Source organism: Pseudoalteromonas sp. CNAT2-18.1 (assembly GCF_022347865.1).
Classification (GTDB): domain Bacteria; phylum Pseudomonadota; class Gammaproteobacteria; order Enterobacterales; family Alteromonadaceae; genus Pseudoalteromonas; species Pseudoalteromonas ruthenica.
This window is the reverse complement of record NZ_JAKRFR010000003.1, coordinates 455780-470888: the sequence shown is the minus strand read 5'-3', so window position 1 is coordinate 470888 and position 15109 is coordinate 455780. Positions and strand designations below refer to the sequence as shown.

General features: G+C 45.2%; 15 protein-coding genes and 1 tRNA gene. 11 read left to right on the top strand and 5 right to left on the bottom strand.

Annotated elements, in window-relative coordinates; translation table 11 throughout:
- Nucleotides 1-2: 2 nt before the first annotated feature.
- Nucleotides 3-1109 (top strand): glutamate 5-kinase, encoded by a 1107-nt coding sequence (gene proB, locus MHM94_RS08975; protein WP_022946039.1) that lies wholly within the window; start codon nucleotides 3-5, stop codon nucleotides 1107-1109.
- A complete protein-coding gene (locus MHM94_RS08970) occupies nucleotides 1106-2353 on the top strand; it encodes a glutamate-5-semialdehyde dehydrogenase (protein WP_235419241.1) in 1248 nt (415 codons plus the stop codon). The genes proB and MHM94_RS08970 overlap by 4 nt, the downstream gene beginning before the upstream one ends.
- Before the next feature lie 57 nt (nucleotides 2354-2410).
- Here MHM94_RS08970 and MHM94_RS08965 read toward each other — a convergent pair whose 3' ends face one another.
- The 3 genes from MHM94_RS08965 to MHM94_RS08955 all read right to left on the bottom strand — a co-directional run bounded on the left by MHM94_RS08965 (nucleotide 2411) and on the right by MHM94_RS08955 (nucleotide 5363).
- Complete coding sequence (locus MHM94_RS08965; RefSeq protein WP_040643285.1) at nucleotides 2411-3619, bottom strand: methyl-accepting chemotaxis protein; 1209 nt, start codon at nucleotides 3617-3619, stop codon at nucleotides 2411-2413.
- Between the two features lie 114 nt (nucleotides 3620-3733).
- On the bottom strand, nucleotides 3734-4432 hold the full coding sequence (locus MHM94_RS08960; protein ID WP_235419242.1) for a glycerophosphodiester phosphodiesterase family protein: 699 nt from the start codon (nucleotides 4430-4432) through the stop codon (nucleotides 3734-3736).
- A gap of 67 nt (nucleotides 4433-4499) precedes the next feature.
- Nucleotides 4500-5363, bottom strand: a complete 864-nt coding sequence (locus tag MHM94_RS08955) for a DMT family transporter (RefSeq protein ID WP_022946043.1) — start codon at nucleotides 5361-5363, stop codon at nucleotides 4500-4502.
- 153 nt (nucleotides 5364-5516) lie between these two features.
- Here MHM94_RS08955 and MHM94_RS08950 point away from each other — a divergent pair, with 153 nt between their 5' ends.
- The 4 genes from MHM94_RS08950 to MHM94_RS08935 all read left to right on the top strand — a co-directional run bounded on the left by MHM94_RS08950 (nucleotide 5517) and on the right by MHM94_RS08935 (nucleotide 10154).
- Complete coding sequence (locus tag MHM94_RS08950; RefSeq protein ID WP_045980353.1) at nucleotides 5517-6215, top strand: tetratricopeptide repeat protein; 699 nt, start codon at nucleotides 5517-5519, stop codon at nucleotides 6213-6215.
- A 117-nt stretch (nucleotides 6216-6332) separates the two neighbouring features.
- Nucleotides 6333-7412, top strand: a complete 1080-nt coding sequence (locus MHM94_RS08945) for a sensor histidine kinase (protein ID WP_235419243.1) — start codon at nucleotides 6333-6335, stop codon at nucleotides 7410-7412.
- A 10-nt stretch (nucleotides 7413-7422) separates the two neighbouring features.
- Nucleotides 7423-8019 carry a response regulator transcription factor gene (locus MHM94_RS08940; RefSeq protein WP_022946046.1) on the top strand — a complete coding sequence of 199 codons (597 nt, stop codon included), beginning with the start codon at nucleotides 7423-7425 and terminating at the stop codon, nucleotides 8017-8019.
- Between the two features lie 224 nt (nucleotides 8020-8243).
- The gene (locus MHM94_RS08935; RefSeq protein ID WP_235419244.1) at nucleotides 8244-10154 is read left to right on the top strand and encodes an acyltransferase family protein; all 1911 of its coding nucleotides are present in this window, start codon (nucleotides 8244-8246) and stop codon (nucleotides 10152-10154) included.
- A 586-nt stretch (nucleotides 10155-10740) separates the two neighbouring features.
- Here the strand turns inward: MHM94_RS08935 and MHM94_RS08930 are convergent.
- Nucleotides 10741-10816 (bottom strand) — tRNA-Ala (locus tag MHM94_RS08930).
- Nucleotides 10817-11029: 213 nt separating this feature from the next.
- On the opposite strand from MHM94_RS08930, the gene MHM94_RS08925 reads away from it, so the two are divergent.
- On the top strand, nucleotides 11030-11422 hold the full coding sequence (locus MHM94_RS08925) for a hypothetical protein (protein ID WP_053910070.1): 393 nt from the start codon (nucleotides 11030-11032) through the stop codon (nucleotides 11420-11422).
- Nucleotides 11422-11955 (top strand): prolyl-tRNA synthetase associated domain-containing protein, encoded by a 534-nt coding sequence (locus tag MHM94_RS08920; RefSeq protein ID WP_235419245.1) that lies wholly within the window; start codon nucleotides 11422-11424, stop codon nucleotides 11953-11955. Before MHM94_RS08925 ends, MHM94_RS08920 begins: the two co-directional genes overlap by 1 nt.
- Here MHM94_RS08920 and MHM94_RS08915 read toward each other — a convergent pair.
- Nucleotides 11901-13043 carry an MFS transporter gene (locus MHM94_RS08915; protein ID WP_235419246.1) on the bottom strand — a complete coding sequence of 381 codons (1143 nt, stop codon included), beginning with the start codon at nucleotides 13041-13043 and terminating at the stop codon, nucleotides 11901-11903. The genes MHM94_RS08920 and MHM94_RS08915 overlap by 55 nt on opposite strands.
- Before the next feature lie 169 nt (nucleotides 13044-13212).
- Between MHM94_RS08915 and MHM94_RS08910 the strand changes: the two genes are divergently transcribed.
- The 3 genes from MHM94_RS08910 (at nucleotide 13213) to MHM94_RS08900 (ending at nucleotide 15098) form a co-directional block, all read left to right on the top strand.
- The gene (locus MHM94_RS08910) at nucleotides 13213-13755 is read left to right on the top strand and encodes a DUF2058 domain-containing protein (RefSeq protein WP_045980549.1); all 543 of its coding nucleotides are present in this window, start codon (nucleotides 13213-13215) and stop codon (nucleotides 13753-13755) included.
- A gap of 131 nt (nucleotides 13756-13886) precedes the next feature.
- Nucleotides 13887-14210: a cytochrome c gene (locus MHM94_RS08905; protein ID WP_045980550.1), complete on the top strand. Its 324-nt coding sequence runs from the start codon at nucleotides 13887-13889 to the stop codon at nucleotides 14208-14210.
- A gap of 120 nt (nucleotides 14211-14330) precedes the next feature.
- Nucleotides 14331-15098 (top strand): class II aldolase/adducin family protein, encoded by a 768-nt coding sequence (locus MHM94_RS08900; RefSeq protein ID WP_235419433.1) that lies wholly within the window; start codon nucleotides 14331-14333, stop codon nucleotides 15096-15098.
- Nucleotides 15099-15109: the final 11 nt, after the last annotated feature.

Sequence of the window (15109 nt, the reverse complement as noted above, 5' to 3'; positions counted from 1 at the left end):
CAATGCAAAATTTTAAATGGCAACGCATCGTACTCAAAGTAGGCAGTGCCTTAATTGCACCCGAGCAAAATGGCTGTAGTTCACGCTATTTACTCACCATAGCTCAGTTTATTGTTCGTTGCCGCGCCCAAGGTATTGAAGTTATTTTGGTGTCATCAGGCTCTGTGGCTGCGGGCTCACACTTATTCCCAGAGGATAAGCCGCGCTCTGTAGCACTTAAAAAAGCAATGGCAGCCGCTGGGCAAATGGAGATGATGGCAACATGGGATCGCTTTTTTGATTTCCCATCAGCACAGATTCTGCTAACGCACGGTGATTTACGTGACCGTGAGCGTTACACCAGTGTACGCGACACCATTTTTACCTTGCTTGATCACGGTGTTCTTCCTGTCATCAACGAAAATGACACGGTGACCACTGATGATTTGAAAGTAGGTGATAACGACAACTTATCAGCTATGGTAGCAGCGGCCGCTGATGCTGACGCATTAATGATTTTCTCAGATGTGGATGGCCTTTATGACAAGAATCCTAACTTGCATACCGACGCTGTACTGTTACCTGAGATCAGTGAAATTGATGAATCTATTTACGCCATGGCCGGGTGTGCTACCAGTGCTGTAGGCACCGGCGGCATGAAAACCAAAATCGAGGCGGCAGAAAAAGCCACTTCCCATGGTATTACCACATTTATTCTAAATGGCTTTAAAGAGCAGACCTTTAACTTGTTGTTAGAAGGTAAAAACCCGGGCACTATCTTCTTGCCGTATGAAAAACCAATGCAAGAGGCAGTCCATTGGCGTACACATACCGCCAGTGAGCAGGGTGAGGTGATTGTTGAAGGTGACTTCAGCGAGCCATTAGATGAAAACGCCGAGCAGATTAACCCGCAAGGCATTATCGAGGTTCGGGGCGAGTTCTCCGTTGGCGACACTATTTTGGTGCGCAGCGACGACGGCACTAAGCTGGCTAAGGCACGAGCAAACTACAGTAGCTGTTTGCTGAACTTTATTGCCGAGAATGAAACCAGTGAGTTTAGCGATGAAGCACAAGATTCCATCGGCCCGATTATTTCAGACGAAGACATTGCAGTATTGGAGAAATCATGAGTTTAGTTAAGGATATTTCAGCTCAAGCAGCAAAAGCCGCTAAGGTGCTTGCTCTGCTTGATACAGAGAGTAAAAACAACGTACTTAAAGAAATGGCTGAGGCACTGCGTGCCAATAAAGAGCATATTAAGGCGGAAAACGAATCAGATCTTGCCAATGCGCGAGACAACAACTTAGCTGCAGCCATGGTCGACCGTTTGACGCTGACCGATGAGCGTATTGAAGATATGGCCGTGGGCATTGAAACCATTGCCGATCTCGATGACCCAGTAGGTCAGTTGCGTTCATTGGGTGAGCGCCCCAATGGTATCAAAATCAATAAAATGCGAGTGCCTCTTGGGGTGATTTGCATGATTTATGAAGCCCGTCCAAACGTAACAGCGGATGCTGGCGCACTGTGCTTCAAATCAGGTAATGCGGTTATTTTGCGTGGCGGTAAAGAAGCTTTAGCGTCAAGTAAAGCCATTGCCAGTGTACTGCACAGTGTGCTTGAGAAACACAACTTGCCGACGGCGCTTATCTCAGTGATCCCTGATCCAGACCGTGGCCTGTTGATGGATCTTATGCAGCAGCGTGACACTATTGACCTGATTATTCCTCGCGGTGGCGAAGGGCTGATTAATTTTGTGACTGAAAACAGTACCGTACCGGTTATTCAGCACTTTAAAGGGGTGTGTCACCTGTATGTTGATAAAGATGCAGACCTTGATGTGGCGATGAACCTGTTGCTGAACGGTAAGACTCAACGTACCGGTGTATGTAACGCGCTAGAGGGCTTAGTTGTGCACCAAGAGGTGGCAGAGGCGTTTTTAGCTCGTGCTGCAAAAGAGCTTGAAGCAAAAGGTGTACGTGTTAATGCTGATGCTCAAGCAGCGAAGTTCTTCAGCAATGCGAATGTCATTGGCGATGATGAATTTGGTGAAGAGTACCTTGATCTTGAAATCGCGGTACGTATCGTTGCTGACTTTGATGCAGCAGTGGCGCATATTGATCGCTTTGGTAGCTTCCACACCGAAGTTATTTGTACCAAAAACGAGCAAACTGCCAACTTGTTCCAGCGCAGTGTTGATGCGTCAGTCGTGATGGTAAATGCCTCCTCACGTTTCTCTGATGGTTCGCAGCTAGGTCTAGGCGCTGAAATCGGCATCGCAACCACTAAATTGCACGCTTACGGGCCTATGGGTCTGGAGTCATTGACCACAGAAAAATACTTAGTGAATGGTGAAGGACAAATTCGTAGCTAATCACGACTAAGATTTAAAAAGCCCAGCTTAGTGCTGGGCTTTTTTGTGCTCTAAAGGTTATTTTACGAAGCGCTCTAGCTCGCTTTGAGTGGTGCGAGTTAGGTGCTCTGAGCGTGCGCATTGCTCTGCGGCTTGGTCTATTTGCGCTTTTGCGTCTTCACCTAAGGTTTTAATTTGCTCCACCGATTGCTGAGTATTGGCCTGGGTTTGCTCCAGTTCATGCACTGCTGCAACAATATCCTGCAATTGTTGTTGGTTTTTCTCAAAGTCTTGCACTAGTTCACTAAAGCCTGAAGCCGTGTTACCGATTGCTTGTTCAGCGCTTGAAGAGTGCTCAATAAGTTGCTCTGACTCTTGGTTAGTATCGCTTACCAAGGTGCCCATTTTATTAATAAAGTCGCTAATTTGCTGGGTCGCATCACTGACTTTAAGTGACAGTGAGCGTACCTCATCAGCAACGACAGCAAAGCCTCTGCCTGCTTCACCGGCGCGAGCAGCTTCAATGGCTGCATTAAGGGCGAGCAGGTTAGTTTGATCGGCAAACCCTTCGACCATTTGCAAAATACTGCGAATGTTCTCTGAGTTTTCTTTCAAGCCTGCAACGGTGTCGGCAAATCGCCCTAATAGCTGCGTGATCTTATGAATTTGCGATACTAATTGGCTAAGCTCTTCAGATGAAGTGCGTACAAAGGTGAGGTTCTCACTGTTGTCACTGAACACTGCATCCGTATTGGCGACGATTTGCTCTAGGCTATGCGTGACTTGCGTGGTGCTCGCTGCAATCTCACTACTAAATTGTAATTGTCGAGCTCCCAATTCAGCTGTGTTTTGCATGGATAAATTGACCTGCTGATTGCTATCAGCAGCTTGGGCTGCACCTTCATAGGTGGTATTTAAAAGGGCGCTTAGATGGTGTACAAACTTATTATATTGCTCTGATAAGTCACGAAATTCATCATAAGTGAATTGGGGTAATCGCGCATTTAAGTTGGCATCCTGTTGATTGATTTGCTCTAACGTATCGCGCATCGCTTGCACAGGGCGCACAATTAAATGGCGCATATAGAACACCGTAAAAATAAAACCACCGACGACTAATAGCGAGATCACCGCAAACAGCGCCAAACCTTGTTCTTGAGCGCTCAGTTCGCGGTACAGCCAAACTAAAGTAAGTAACTGTAAAGCAAACAAAAAGCTAAGGTTGCCAACAATTTTACGAGTTAGCGTATAAAAAAATGTTTCTTCAATATAATTGTACATGCGCATAAACCAACTCATTGATGAGGGCTCCGTTTGCCTGAGTAGACGTCAATGTATACATGCTCAGTATTGTATAAAGCAAAAGATTTTCAAGTGTTTAGCGATGAAGTAAGCGCCTAGCTAGGCATCATTCGCTAAAATCATCTTAGTATTGCATGGGTAATTGGTGAAAATACCATCAACTCCCAGTGCTCGCATATCAAGGATATCTTCTTTCTTATCTACAGTATAAGCATAGACCTCGAGCCCGCGCTGTTTCGCATCGGCGACAAACTCGTGGTTTACGAAGTTTTTGTCTAAGTGCAAGCTATACGCATGCAAGCGTTGAGCAAACTCAGCATAGTTGAGCGGGATAGAGGAAGTCAGCGCCCCAATTTTCACCCAAGGTAGATGTTGCTTCAACCATACGAGTTGATGGTGATCAAAAGAAGAGACAATAAGCTGCTCTCGCTGTAATAAACCCTGTTGTACATTGTGCTCAAGGGTAGCAACGAGCTTATCGAGTGAGAATGTGTGTTTAAGTTCTAGGTTCAGTAGGGTCTTATTCCCTATCCAGTCGATCATGTCTTGCAGCCCCGGCACGCGCTGTCCTTGGCCGGCATCATAACGTTGAATGTCTGCTAAAGGGGTTTTATTGACCTTACCTTGACCTGAGGTGGTTCTATCAAGCCAGGTATCATGAATGATGACATAGTCATCAAGGCAGCTTTGTAGGTCGACTTCTATACCATCGACGCCCACAGAAAGGGCACTTTCTATGGCGATTTGCGTATTTTCCGGGTAGTTACCGCTGGCACCGCGATGAGCAAATACTTTCATTTCTTATCAGTCCGTCTAGCAGGGTCATTGCTATCTTTGTTGATGGCAATCAATTTATCAAGGGCATTTATCGCGATTGTCGAGATACTGACCAAGTCTCAAAAAATGCAGCACTGACAACCAGCATACCGCCTATCAGCGTGGCGATGTCTGGACGCTCTTGCAATAAAATAAAGGCCAAAATGGTGGCATAGAGGGGCTGTAAGCAAGAGATAAGCCCAGCCGTTGTTGCACTGAGTTGGCGCAACGAGGCGGCAAACAATGCATGGGGAGTGGCTGTAAATACAATGGCGACCAAAAACAGCAGAGCAATATCACGCTGCGTAACGGCCATGGGGGGAACCTCAACAAAGGCACACAGCATTAGACTGGCGACCAAGGTTTGATAAAACATGGTTTGCGGGCCGCCATAGTGGTTGAAGTACTGGCGCTGCAAAATATTACGAAGGGCAAAGCATAATGCAGAAAACACCCCGGTCGCTATGCCCAAAGTGACATCATTTCCCAGTGTTGCTTCTGGTATGAGTAAGTAAATTCCGACACTGACGGCAATGGCACTGATCATATCCTTAAGCTTGGGCAAAGCGCGATGAAAAAGCGGTTCAATCATAACGGTTAGAACCGGATAACTAAAAAACGCGATAATGCCGATGGTGATCCCGGCTAGCTGCATTCCTGCAAAATAGGTTACCCAATGCACGCCAACGATGGCACCGAGTGCCAGTGCAATAAGGTAGTCTTTGGTGCTTCTTAGAGCGATGGGCTGGCGCATTGCACCGAGCATGATAACTAAGGCAAAGGCTGCGATTGCGGTGCGATATACAGTGATATCTAACGCAGGCAGGTGAATTAACTTGGCGAATAAGGCGGTGCCACCAAACAGTAGAACCGCTGTATGCAAAAAGAATAAGCTTTGTTTGTGAGAGCTCATAGCGCGTCAAAGGCTGTTTTTTTGCCAGCATACCATGAGCTATGTAACAAAGCAGGTGCTGACAAATGTCATCTGCTATTGATGACAAAGGTGACTGCGCAGCGGATGGTAAATAAGCAATGATAAAGATGTCCAAACAACAGGAGAGACATCATGAAAATAACCATTATCGCTTTGGCACTTATCAGCGCCGTGACCACTTCGACCTTTGCCAGCTCAACCGATGTGCAACACATTGAGCAAGCAGCAGCCACTCTAGATATACAAGAGCTACGCTTACATAGTCAATCAGCCCAGGGTTACGAGCAAGGCTTGGCCTATTACCGCTTGAGTATGAGTCAGTACTTGCAAGCACAACAGCAGGCGGCGCAGCAAAGCCTGGAGATGGCGCAGCAGAGCTTAGAGCAACTTCTAGCTGAGCCTTTGTCAGATACCGAACTAGGCGAGGCCAAAGCTTTGCTAGCCCAAGTGTATGGCTTCAAAATCACCTTTAACCCTCTCAAAGGGGCGTACTACGGGCCTAAAGCTGGTAAGTTATTGTCCCAAGCAGAGCGTCTTGCACCTAATAGTCCGCGTGTACACCTTATAAAAGGTGTTAGTGCTTATAACACCCCGTCCATGTTTGGCGGTTCAAAACAACAGGCCTTGCGTGATTTTAATAAAGCAGTGTTATTGTTCTCTCAGCAACAGGACACTCGCTATGGGTGGGGAGAGGCAGAAACCTACACATGGCGTGGGCTAACACAAAAGGAGCTTGGCCATGGCGAGCAAGCCTTAGCCGACTGGCAGCAGGCGCTGCAAGTGAACCCTGATTATGGCTGGGCGAAAATGCTCATCGCTAAAAATCAGTAGATTATGAGCACAAGCCCATCAGCGCGGTGGTATTGATAACCACCGCCGCTTGTTATTTACTAGCTCATACAGCGTCATGGTCGCTCTATGAGTTAAAGGCCACAGGAAAACCGTTATATGCTTTACTCCTACACTATCGCACAAAACCAGAAGCCTTTTTGGAACTGGATGCCACTGATTTTCTCAAGTTTTTACTTTTTACCTTTAATCATGGCGAGCGATTATTTTTCGTCGGCACAGATCGCGTTAGCCATCGTCGCTTACATTGTTTTTGTCGGGCTGTATGGCTTCGCTCTTCGGGTTAAAGGGAGCAAGCTGGTTGCCTGTGTGATTGCCATGCTGGTGCTGTGTATTGCAGCAACGGCTATCACCCCTGGAAGCCAGGCATTATTTGGTTTTATCGCGTTTTTATGTGGTTTTCACTTTATTGGTTGGCAAGGGAAAGCTGCGTTAGTGATTATTTTACTGGGCGCGACCCTAAGTGGCGTGGTCTTTGCCCCGGTGCAGCTCGGTTATTACTTGCTTCCGGCGGTGGTAGTTAGTATTGGTATTTTCTTTTTTGGTGTCTTTGAGCGCCGCGAGCGTCAGCATGCACGAGCTAAAGCACGTAGCGAGCAACAAATTGAGCATATTGGCGCGGTGGCTGAGCGTGAGCGCATCGCTCGCGATCTCCATGACTTACTAGGGCATTCGCTATCAAGTATTGCCTTAAAATCAGAGCTCGCGCAAAAAATGCTTGATGCCAAAGAAAGTGAGCGAGCCAGCGTCGAGATAAACGAGGTAAGTCAGTTGGCTCGGGACTTACTCAGCGAAGTGCGCCAGGCGGTGGCGGGGATGAAGCAAATGGGCCTAGGTGGAGTGTTAGAGACCATTACTAAAAATTTGCAAAGCCAGAACATTCAATGCCATGTTGGGCCGGTGCCACGTTTGCCGAGCACGATTGAGAGTGCACTGTGCTTTATCTGCAAAGAAGCGGCAACCAATGTTATACGCCATAGCAAGGCGACTCACTTTGGGGTTGAGTTCAAAGAGACTGATAGCTATTGGCAAGCGAGTATGTTCGATAATGGCAAAGAAACGAACGTCTCTTTTGGCAATGGACTTAAGGGCATTCAAACACGCTGTGAGCAGTTAGGTGGTGAACTCGATATCAACACTGAGCAGGGCGTACGTTTAACATGCACATTTTTAAAATAAGGGGGCGGCGATGATACGCGTTGTTGTTATAGAAGATCAGGCGCTAGTGCGTAATGCCATTGTTGCTTTACTCAATTTAGACCCTTTTATTGAAGTGGTTGGTGAAGCCAGTGACGGCCAATCAGCGCTCACATTATTGACTGAAGTACGGGCTGATTTACTACTCAGCGATATCGAAATGCCCAATATGAGTGGCTTGGAGCTGGCCGAGCAAGTCACCCATGAAGGTATCCAAATCGTGATTATGACAACATTTTCTAAATCTGGTTATATTCGCCGCGCATTGGATGCGGGTGTACGCGGATTTATTCTCAAAGAAGCGTCCAGTGATTATCTAATCGATGCATTAAAGAAAGTCCATCAAGGGCAAAAAGTTATCGACCCAGAGTTGGCATTGTTAGCGCTGGAGGATAATAACCCCCTAAGTCGTAAAGAGAGTGCCGCACTTAAGCTCACCGAAGAAGGGCTAAAAACCAGTGATATCGCCGCGCAGCTCTATTTAAGCGAAGGCACGGTACGCAATTATCTCAGTGAAGCGATTAGTAAGTTAAATGCCTCCAATCGCAGTGATGCAGCGCGTATCGCCAGACAAAAAGGATGGTTGTGATAAAAATTGTACACACCAATTGTTTTCCCCATTTTCTTCAAAGTGCTTTTTTATAGTCGATAATCATCATGTGGTCTTTCAGAGTGATGCTTCTTGATATTATTTTTATGTTTATAAATTGTTATTTATTTGCTTTTATAATTGTTTTTTTTTAAATGTTTGCGGTGTTTTAAATAGGTTGAAAATTAACTTCTAAAACGTTACCTTTCCCAGTTGGTATTTTCTTGAATAGAAGTGAAGTTTTGAAGTATAGACCTGAAATAGATGGCCTGAGGGCTATTTCCGTCATGTCGGTAATTATATATCATGCTGGGGTTTCTGCTATTAGTGGGGGCTTCATTGGTGTTGATGTTTTTTTTGTTATTAGTGGTTTCTTAATTACTTCAATAATAATGAGAGAGTTGGATAATGGTAGCTTCTCCTTATATAGCTTCTATGAAAGACGTGCGAAGAGAATTCTTCCTCCTCTTTTTATTACGATATTAATTACCCTTCCCCTAGCTTTTTTCTTTTTAATACCATCGCAGATAAAGGATGTGGGACAAAGCATTGTTGCAGTTAGCTTTTTCCTATCTAACTATTTCTTTTATTTAGAAACAGACTACTTCAACCAATTTAACAATAACGCCCCGCTATTGCATACTTGGAGCTTAGCAGTTGAAGAGCAGTTTTATCTAATTTTCCCCTTACTGATGATCATGCTATCCAAGTCAAGACGTATGATTATTACTTCCTTTTTTCTAATTGCTTCATTCAGTCTTTATTTCGCACACTCAGGCGCGGTCACATCACCTAACCTAACATTTTACTCAATACATACGAGAGCCTGGGAGTTAATCGCCGGTTCAATTTGCGCGTTTTTTATGTCTTGTAATGCGTTTTCTAAATACCTTGATAGTAAACGCAATAGCAAGAACTTAGAGATTATAGCGATTGCTTGTCTAGTAATAATAATAGCCAGTTTCTTTTTCTTTGATAAAAAAACTCTACATCCTAGCCTTTTTACGCTAGTTCCAGTGCTCGCGTCAGCAATTCTCATTACTATTAGTGGTCATACATATTTCTGTAAAAAAATTCTTAGTAATACTGTTCTTGTTAAAATAGGGTTAATAAGTTACGGGTTATACTTATTTCATAACCCTCTTTTCTCCTCAATTGATATATATTTCGACAATCTGGTTGATGAGAAAATTTACTATAAGCTGATGCTTATCCCTCCTGTTTTTTTGCTATCAATTGCTTCATATTTGTATGTGGAAAAGCCAATAAGAAAGTATCGCAATATTAAGCCTTTTAGGCTGATCGCCACTTCGTCGGTATGCTTATTATTGTTTAGCTCCGTGGGTCTGCTGATTCATAAAACAAATGGCTTCAGAAGTTTCTATGTAAATAAGCTAGAAAGCGCTGGTATGGAAATGCTCGTTGATGTCGAATTAGAGCGTACTCGTATCTTGAAGCTTAGAGAGCGTTATTTTCCTAGCGATCAGCCATTCGACTGTGAGGACGGGTGTTCTAAAATTCTACTGCTAGGAGATTCTTTTGGAAATGATGCGTATATGTCGATGTCAACCATCGCTAGTCACTGGCAAGTTCGCTACATCTATTTAGACGACGAGTGTATGGCTGACTTCATTGCGGCAGATATGGAAGGTGAACTTGGCATAAAATGTAAGAATAAGGACGTAATTGCAGGTGAACTGTTAAAACAAGCTACAAATGTAGTTATCACAGCTAAGTGGCAGGAAAGTACATACCAAGCAGGGTTTGATTTGGCGCGATATATTGAGAGTTCTTATCAAAAGGAAGTTACTTTGGTGGGTTCAATTCTTTTTACTGACTTAGCATCTTTATCTATAAAAGCTTGGCGCTCTGATATGGATCTTCAGAAACTGCCAGAAATCACATATAAGTATCAACGATGGGATCGTGTGCGTATTAGTGACAAGCTTAAAAGTGCAGTGAAGCAGCAAGGAACTATCAAGTGGATAGATAAGAAGCACTTCTTCTGTGATTATCAGAAGGAAACTTGTCACTTGTTTGATGAAAAGCGAGAGCCTCTTATTTGGGATAATGCCCATCTTACATCTAGAGCGTATGCAGCCTACGGAAAATTCCTAGCTGATGGCGTACTTTAGAGGGCTTTTCGATCAAAAACGCTAGGTTTTTGTCTGGGGTTTTACTGATATTTATATGCATTGAGAAATGAATCGCTTTCCAAGCCATCCACCTTTATTGGGTGGCTTTTTTTTGAGCGTGAGGTAAGGATACCGAGCCGGGGGATGGGCTTGGATGCCAGACTAAGAAAATAATAAAACAAGAAGGAAATGGTGGAGCTAAGCAGGGTGAAAAACGCTCGAAAAAAGCACTGCTTTTTTAGTTTTGAACGCGAGGTAAGGATACCGAGCCGGGGGATGGGCTTGGATGCCAGACTATAAAAGTAATAAAAAAGAAAGGAAATGGTGGAGCTAAGCAGGGTGAAAAACGCTCGAAAAAAGCACCGCTTTTTTAGTTTTGAACGCGAGGTAGGGATACCGAGCCGGGGGATGGGCTTGGATGCCAGACTAAGAAAATAATAAAACAAGAAGGAAATGGTGGAGCTAAGCAGGGTGAAAAACGCTCGAAAAAAGTACTGCTTTTTTAGTTTTGAACGCGAGGTAAGGATACCGAGCCGGGGGATGGGCTTGGATGCCAGACTAAGAAAGTAATAAAACAAGAAGGAAATGGTGGAGCTAAGCAGGATCGAACTGCTGACCTCCTGCGTGCAAGGCAGGCGCTCTCCCAGCTGAGCTATAGCCCCACTAAAAAGTGGCTTGTCCGTTAAGGCGTTTGGTATTTTATTAATTTTACTTTCAAGGTCAAGTACCGCATCAAAAAAAATCACGCAAACCTAAACATTATCTTTATCTGATGCACGCACTAAGGTGTGGGCTGTCGCTTCGTGACAATACGCTCCCCAAAGCGCGGGGGCTTTGATACAGTAGGGAAAGTTAATAATAAGAATGTCTTTATCATGTATAAATTAATCACGGTGGCCTTGTTTTATTGCGCTTTAACGGCCTGCTCATCATCTTATGATGAACCCGAATATGAGGTGCAGTCACAGCAGTTTTACGGCAAAACCACAGAGCAAGGGCAGAAAATATTCGCCTATGTTATTACTGTCAAAGCCAGCCGCAGAGAAATGCTCGACCCGGATGAGCCCATCACTCGCCGTGAGTTTGAACGTTATGCTGAAAAAGAGTACTTCGAAGAATCGCGGGTGCTGAAGCTGCAACTTGAAGATCAAGGTGCCGCAGCCCTAAAAAAAGAGCTCGATGAGCGCCAGTATTGCCCCGGTGACTATGAAATAACACAAGTGCTATGGCGTGATTTAAGTGTGCAGTTGCGTGGTGAGTGCCTGTAATGAGTCGAGCTATTGCAGCGCTGGAGACGCTTTTTACGGCTTTGGATATCACTTGTGAGAAGCTCTCTCACCCGCCCTTAGCCACGGCACAAACGGCCGACAACATTGCCCTAGAGCGCCCCGGAGTGAGGCTAAAAAATCTATTTTTACGAGACAACTATGGCCGCCGGCATTTTTTACTGATCACCGCCCATGACGCGCAGGTGGATCTCAAAGCGCTTTCTAAAGCGCAGCAAGTATCGCGTCTTGGCTTTGCATCGAATGAACGGTTACAGCGTTATTTAGGCGTACACCCCGGGTGTGTATCAATGTTGGCATTGATGAATGACCCTGAAAATCAGGTCGAATTATGGCTAGATGAGGCCATTTGGCAGAACACTCCACCTGGTACGCTTTATCACTGCCATCCTTTTGACAATCGTTATACTTGGCTGGTGGCCAAGCAGGACTTACTGCGTCTGTTCAGGCATTGGCAGCATCAAGTGCAGGTTTTGTCGGTTCCCAAACGTTGTGGCACGGCGATGAGTAAGTAGCCACATAGACACACAAGTAGTAAACACCCTAAAAAAGCACGCTCACCGTAGGCTTGATACAACAACCCAGGAACAAACGAGCCCAGTGCGCCGCCGCTGTAGTAAAAAGACACATACACTCCATTGGTGAGGCTGGCGCTGGCGCTGCTGAGGCGGTTTACTAGCGGAGCCGCGGTGGCATGAATAATAAACATCGATGCACAAAAACAGGTAAAGGCAACGAGGAAAACCGGCAAACTATGCCAAAACATCAGCGCAATGGTGGCGCTGTAGCCTAAAAATACCGTGGCCAATAAACTGAAAATATTCGCACAGCGTTTTTGCAAATAGGGAGTAACAAAGGTCGTTAACGCTCCTAATAGGTAACCGCTATAAACTAAACCAATATTTTTGGTATTGGTCATGGCGTAGGTACTGCGCAAAATAAAGGGCAAATAATTCAACAGCGCTGCAAAACAGAAAAACATACAAAAAACACTGGCGTAAAGCGTAAGTATGCGCGTATTTAACAGTGCGCTAAGGTTACCCCGCAGTGGTGTATGGGCTTGGCGTATGGGCGCCCGATGGGCGCGAATGCATGCAGCGAGTGCCAACAATAACAGTGAATTAAGCCAAAAAAAGCTTTGCCAGCTGAGATACTCAGCGAATCCAGCTGCTAAGGCGCGACCTAAAAAGCCACCAGCAATGGTACTGCCAATATAACCACTCATTTTTTTGCTCACATCTGCGCCTTGGTAGCGTATCGCAATACTGGCCGTCATCGCGGTGAGTGCGGCGGGCAGTGCCAAACCTTGAATTAATCGCAGCGCTTGCAACTGCCAAAATTGCTCGGTGAGTGGTACCAAGGCGTTGGTTAAGGCGAGCGTGACCATCACTATTTGGAGCACCCGGTATAGGTTGCGACGGTTGAGAATGACACCATAAAGTAAAGGAGCAATGGCCAAAGGAGCCATGGTCAGGGTCATGAGCGAGCCAGCAATGGCCGGGGATACTTGATAATGCTGTGCGAACAGCGCCAAAAGGGGTTGTACGGCGTAAAGAATAAAAAAAGTAAAGACCGAGCAGGTCAGTAACAACCAATAAGACATAAACCCAAGTACATAAAATGAGTAGCTGCAGCATCAGTGTATCATAAGTTCAGGGGCAAACCTTGGCTTGCGCTTAGTCAAAGTTTCTCGCAATCACTTCTGTTACTGTCATTTCCGAAAATGATGAGTAAAATAACCTTATTCAGTTCGTATTTTACAAGTGATAGTTATGGGGTCATTACAAGATCAGCTTCTTAAAGCCGGGCTAACCAACGAGCACAAAGCTAAACTGGCCAAGTCGGAAAAGCGTAAAGCACAAAAGAAAAAGAAGAAAAAAGGCGCCACTAGCGACCAAAGTGATTTGCAAAAGCACATTGAGCAAACCAAACAAGCGCAGCAAGAAAAAGCTAATCAGCTAAATGAGCAGCGTAAACAGGAGCTTAAAGAGCGAGAGCAGGTTGCACGGGTAAAACAAATTCTTGAACATCACAATCAAGATGAGATTCGCGGTGAGCTTACTTTCAACTTCACCTACGACAATAAAATTAAAGAAATCGATGTTAATGCACAAACCCAGCAGGCGCTGGCAAAAGGGCGCTTAGCCATTTGCGTATTAGAAGGCCAGTTTTATGTGCTGCAAGATGAGCCTGCTCGTAAAATAGCCGAGGTCGATGAAAAATATATTGTTTTCCATGTGGAAAATGAGGACGACCAAAAAGACGAGGACGATCCGTACGCAGACTACGAAGTACCTGATGATCTAATCTGGTAGTCAAAGGCGACGGCACGAGTACAGTAGTCGGTGGCACTCAGTGTAGGTTAATTCTTAGTTGCTAGGTTTAAGAACATGGGTCTACACTCATTGTTAACATTTTATCTACCGTCAACATAAGAGTAACTACTATGAAAAAACTAACAAAAGTCCTTGTGGGAACTGGTGCCTTAGCATTATCGGCATTAACTATGAATGTTCATGCTGCCGATGGCAAAGCGCTCTACACCGAGAAAAACTGCCACACTTGCCACGGCGCCGATGGTAAAGCACCGATCATGCCTTTGTATCCTAAACTAGCAGGGCAGAACAAAGAGTATATGGTAGCGCAAATGAAAGATATTAAGTCTGGCAAGCGCAACAATGGCATGTCGGCGGCGATGAAAGCCATGGTAATGAACATCAGTGATGCGGAGTTTGAAGCCATTGCCGAATACCTTGCCAACGTAAAATAAGGTCATTATTTTAAAAAAGCCATCGTAGGTTTGCCTGCGGTGGCTTTTTTTATTGAATGACACCCTAGAAGTGTTTAGACTTCTATACATCTATTTTAAGTGGAGTAACTCATGAGTGTGATCCCGACATTACCCCCGTTAAGCGTACGCGATAAGGTCAGTGATCAGGAGTGGCGTTTACGCGTTGATTTGGCGGCGTGTTATCGCTTGGTTGAGCATATGCGTTGGGGCGATTTAATTTACACCCATATGTCGGCGCGTATTCCCGGCACTGATGAGTACTTGGTGAATGCATTTGGCTTGAGCTTCGATGAGGTGACTGCCTCTAATTTAGTGAAGGTGAATCTGCAAGGCGATATTCTTGACGACACGCCCCATCAAATAAACCCAGCGGGTTTTACTATTCATAGCGCCATTCACGAAGTGCGCGATGATGCCCACTGTGTAATCCACTTGCATACCAAAGAAACCATCGCTGTAGCCAGTGTTAAGGGTGGCCTGCAGCCTTACAGCCAGCACTCTATGTTCTCATTGCCATCATTGTCGTACCACGAATACGAGGGGTTGGCAGTGAATGACGAGGAAAAGCGGCGCTTACAACAAGACTTAGGCACTACTAACCATATGTTGTTAGTGAATCATGGCGGGTTAACCGTCGGGCCAACGGTGGGCGATGCCTTTATGCGTTTCTATGACTTGCAGCGGGCGTGTGAAATTCAAGTGGCCATTCAAAGTATGAATCAGCCACCTACGCCTGTGCCTCAGGCTATTATCGATAATATTTATAATCAAGCGAATGTGGTCCACAGCGGCAGCACTGGCGGGCAAAAAGCGTGGCCAGCTATGCTTCGTAAAGCATATCGTCTTGACCCTAGCTTTGCTGAATAACAAGGATAAGC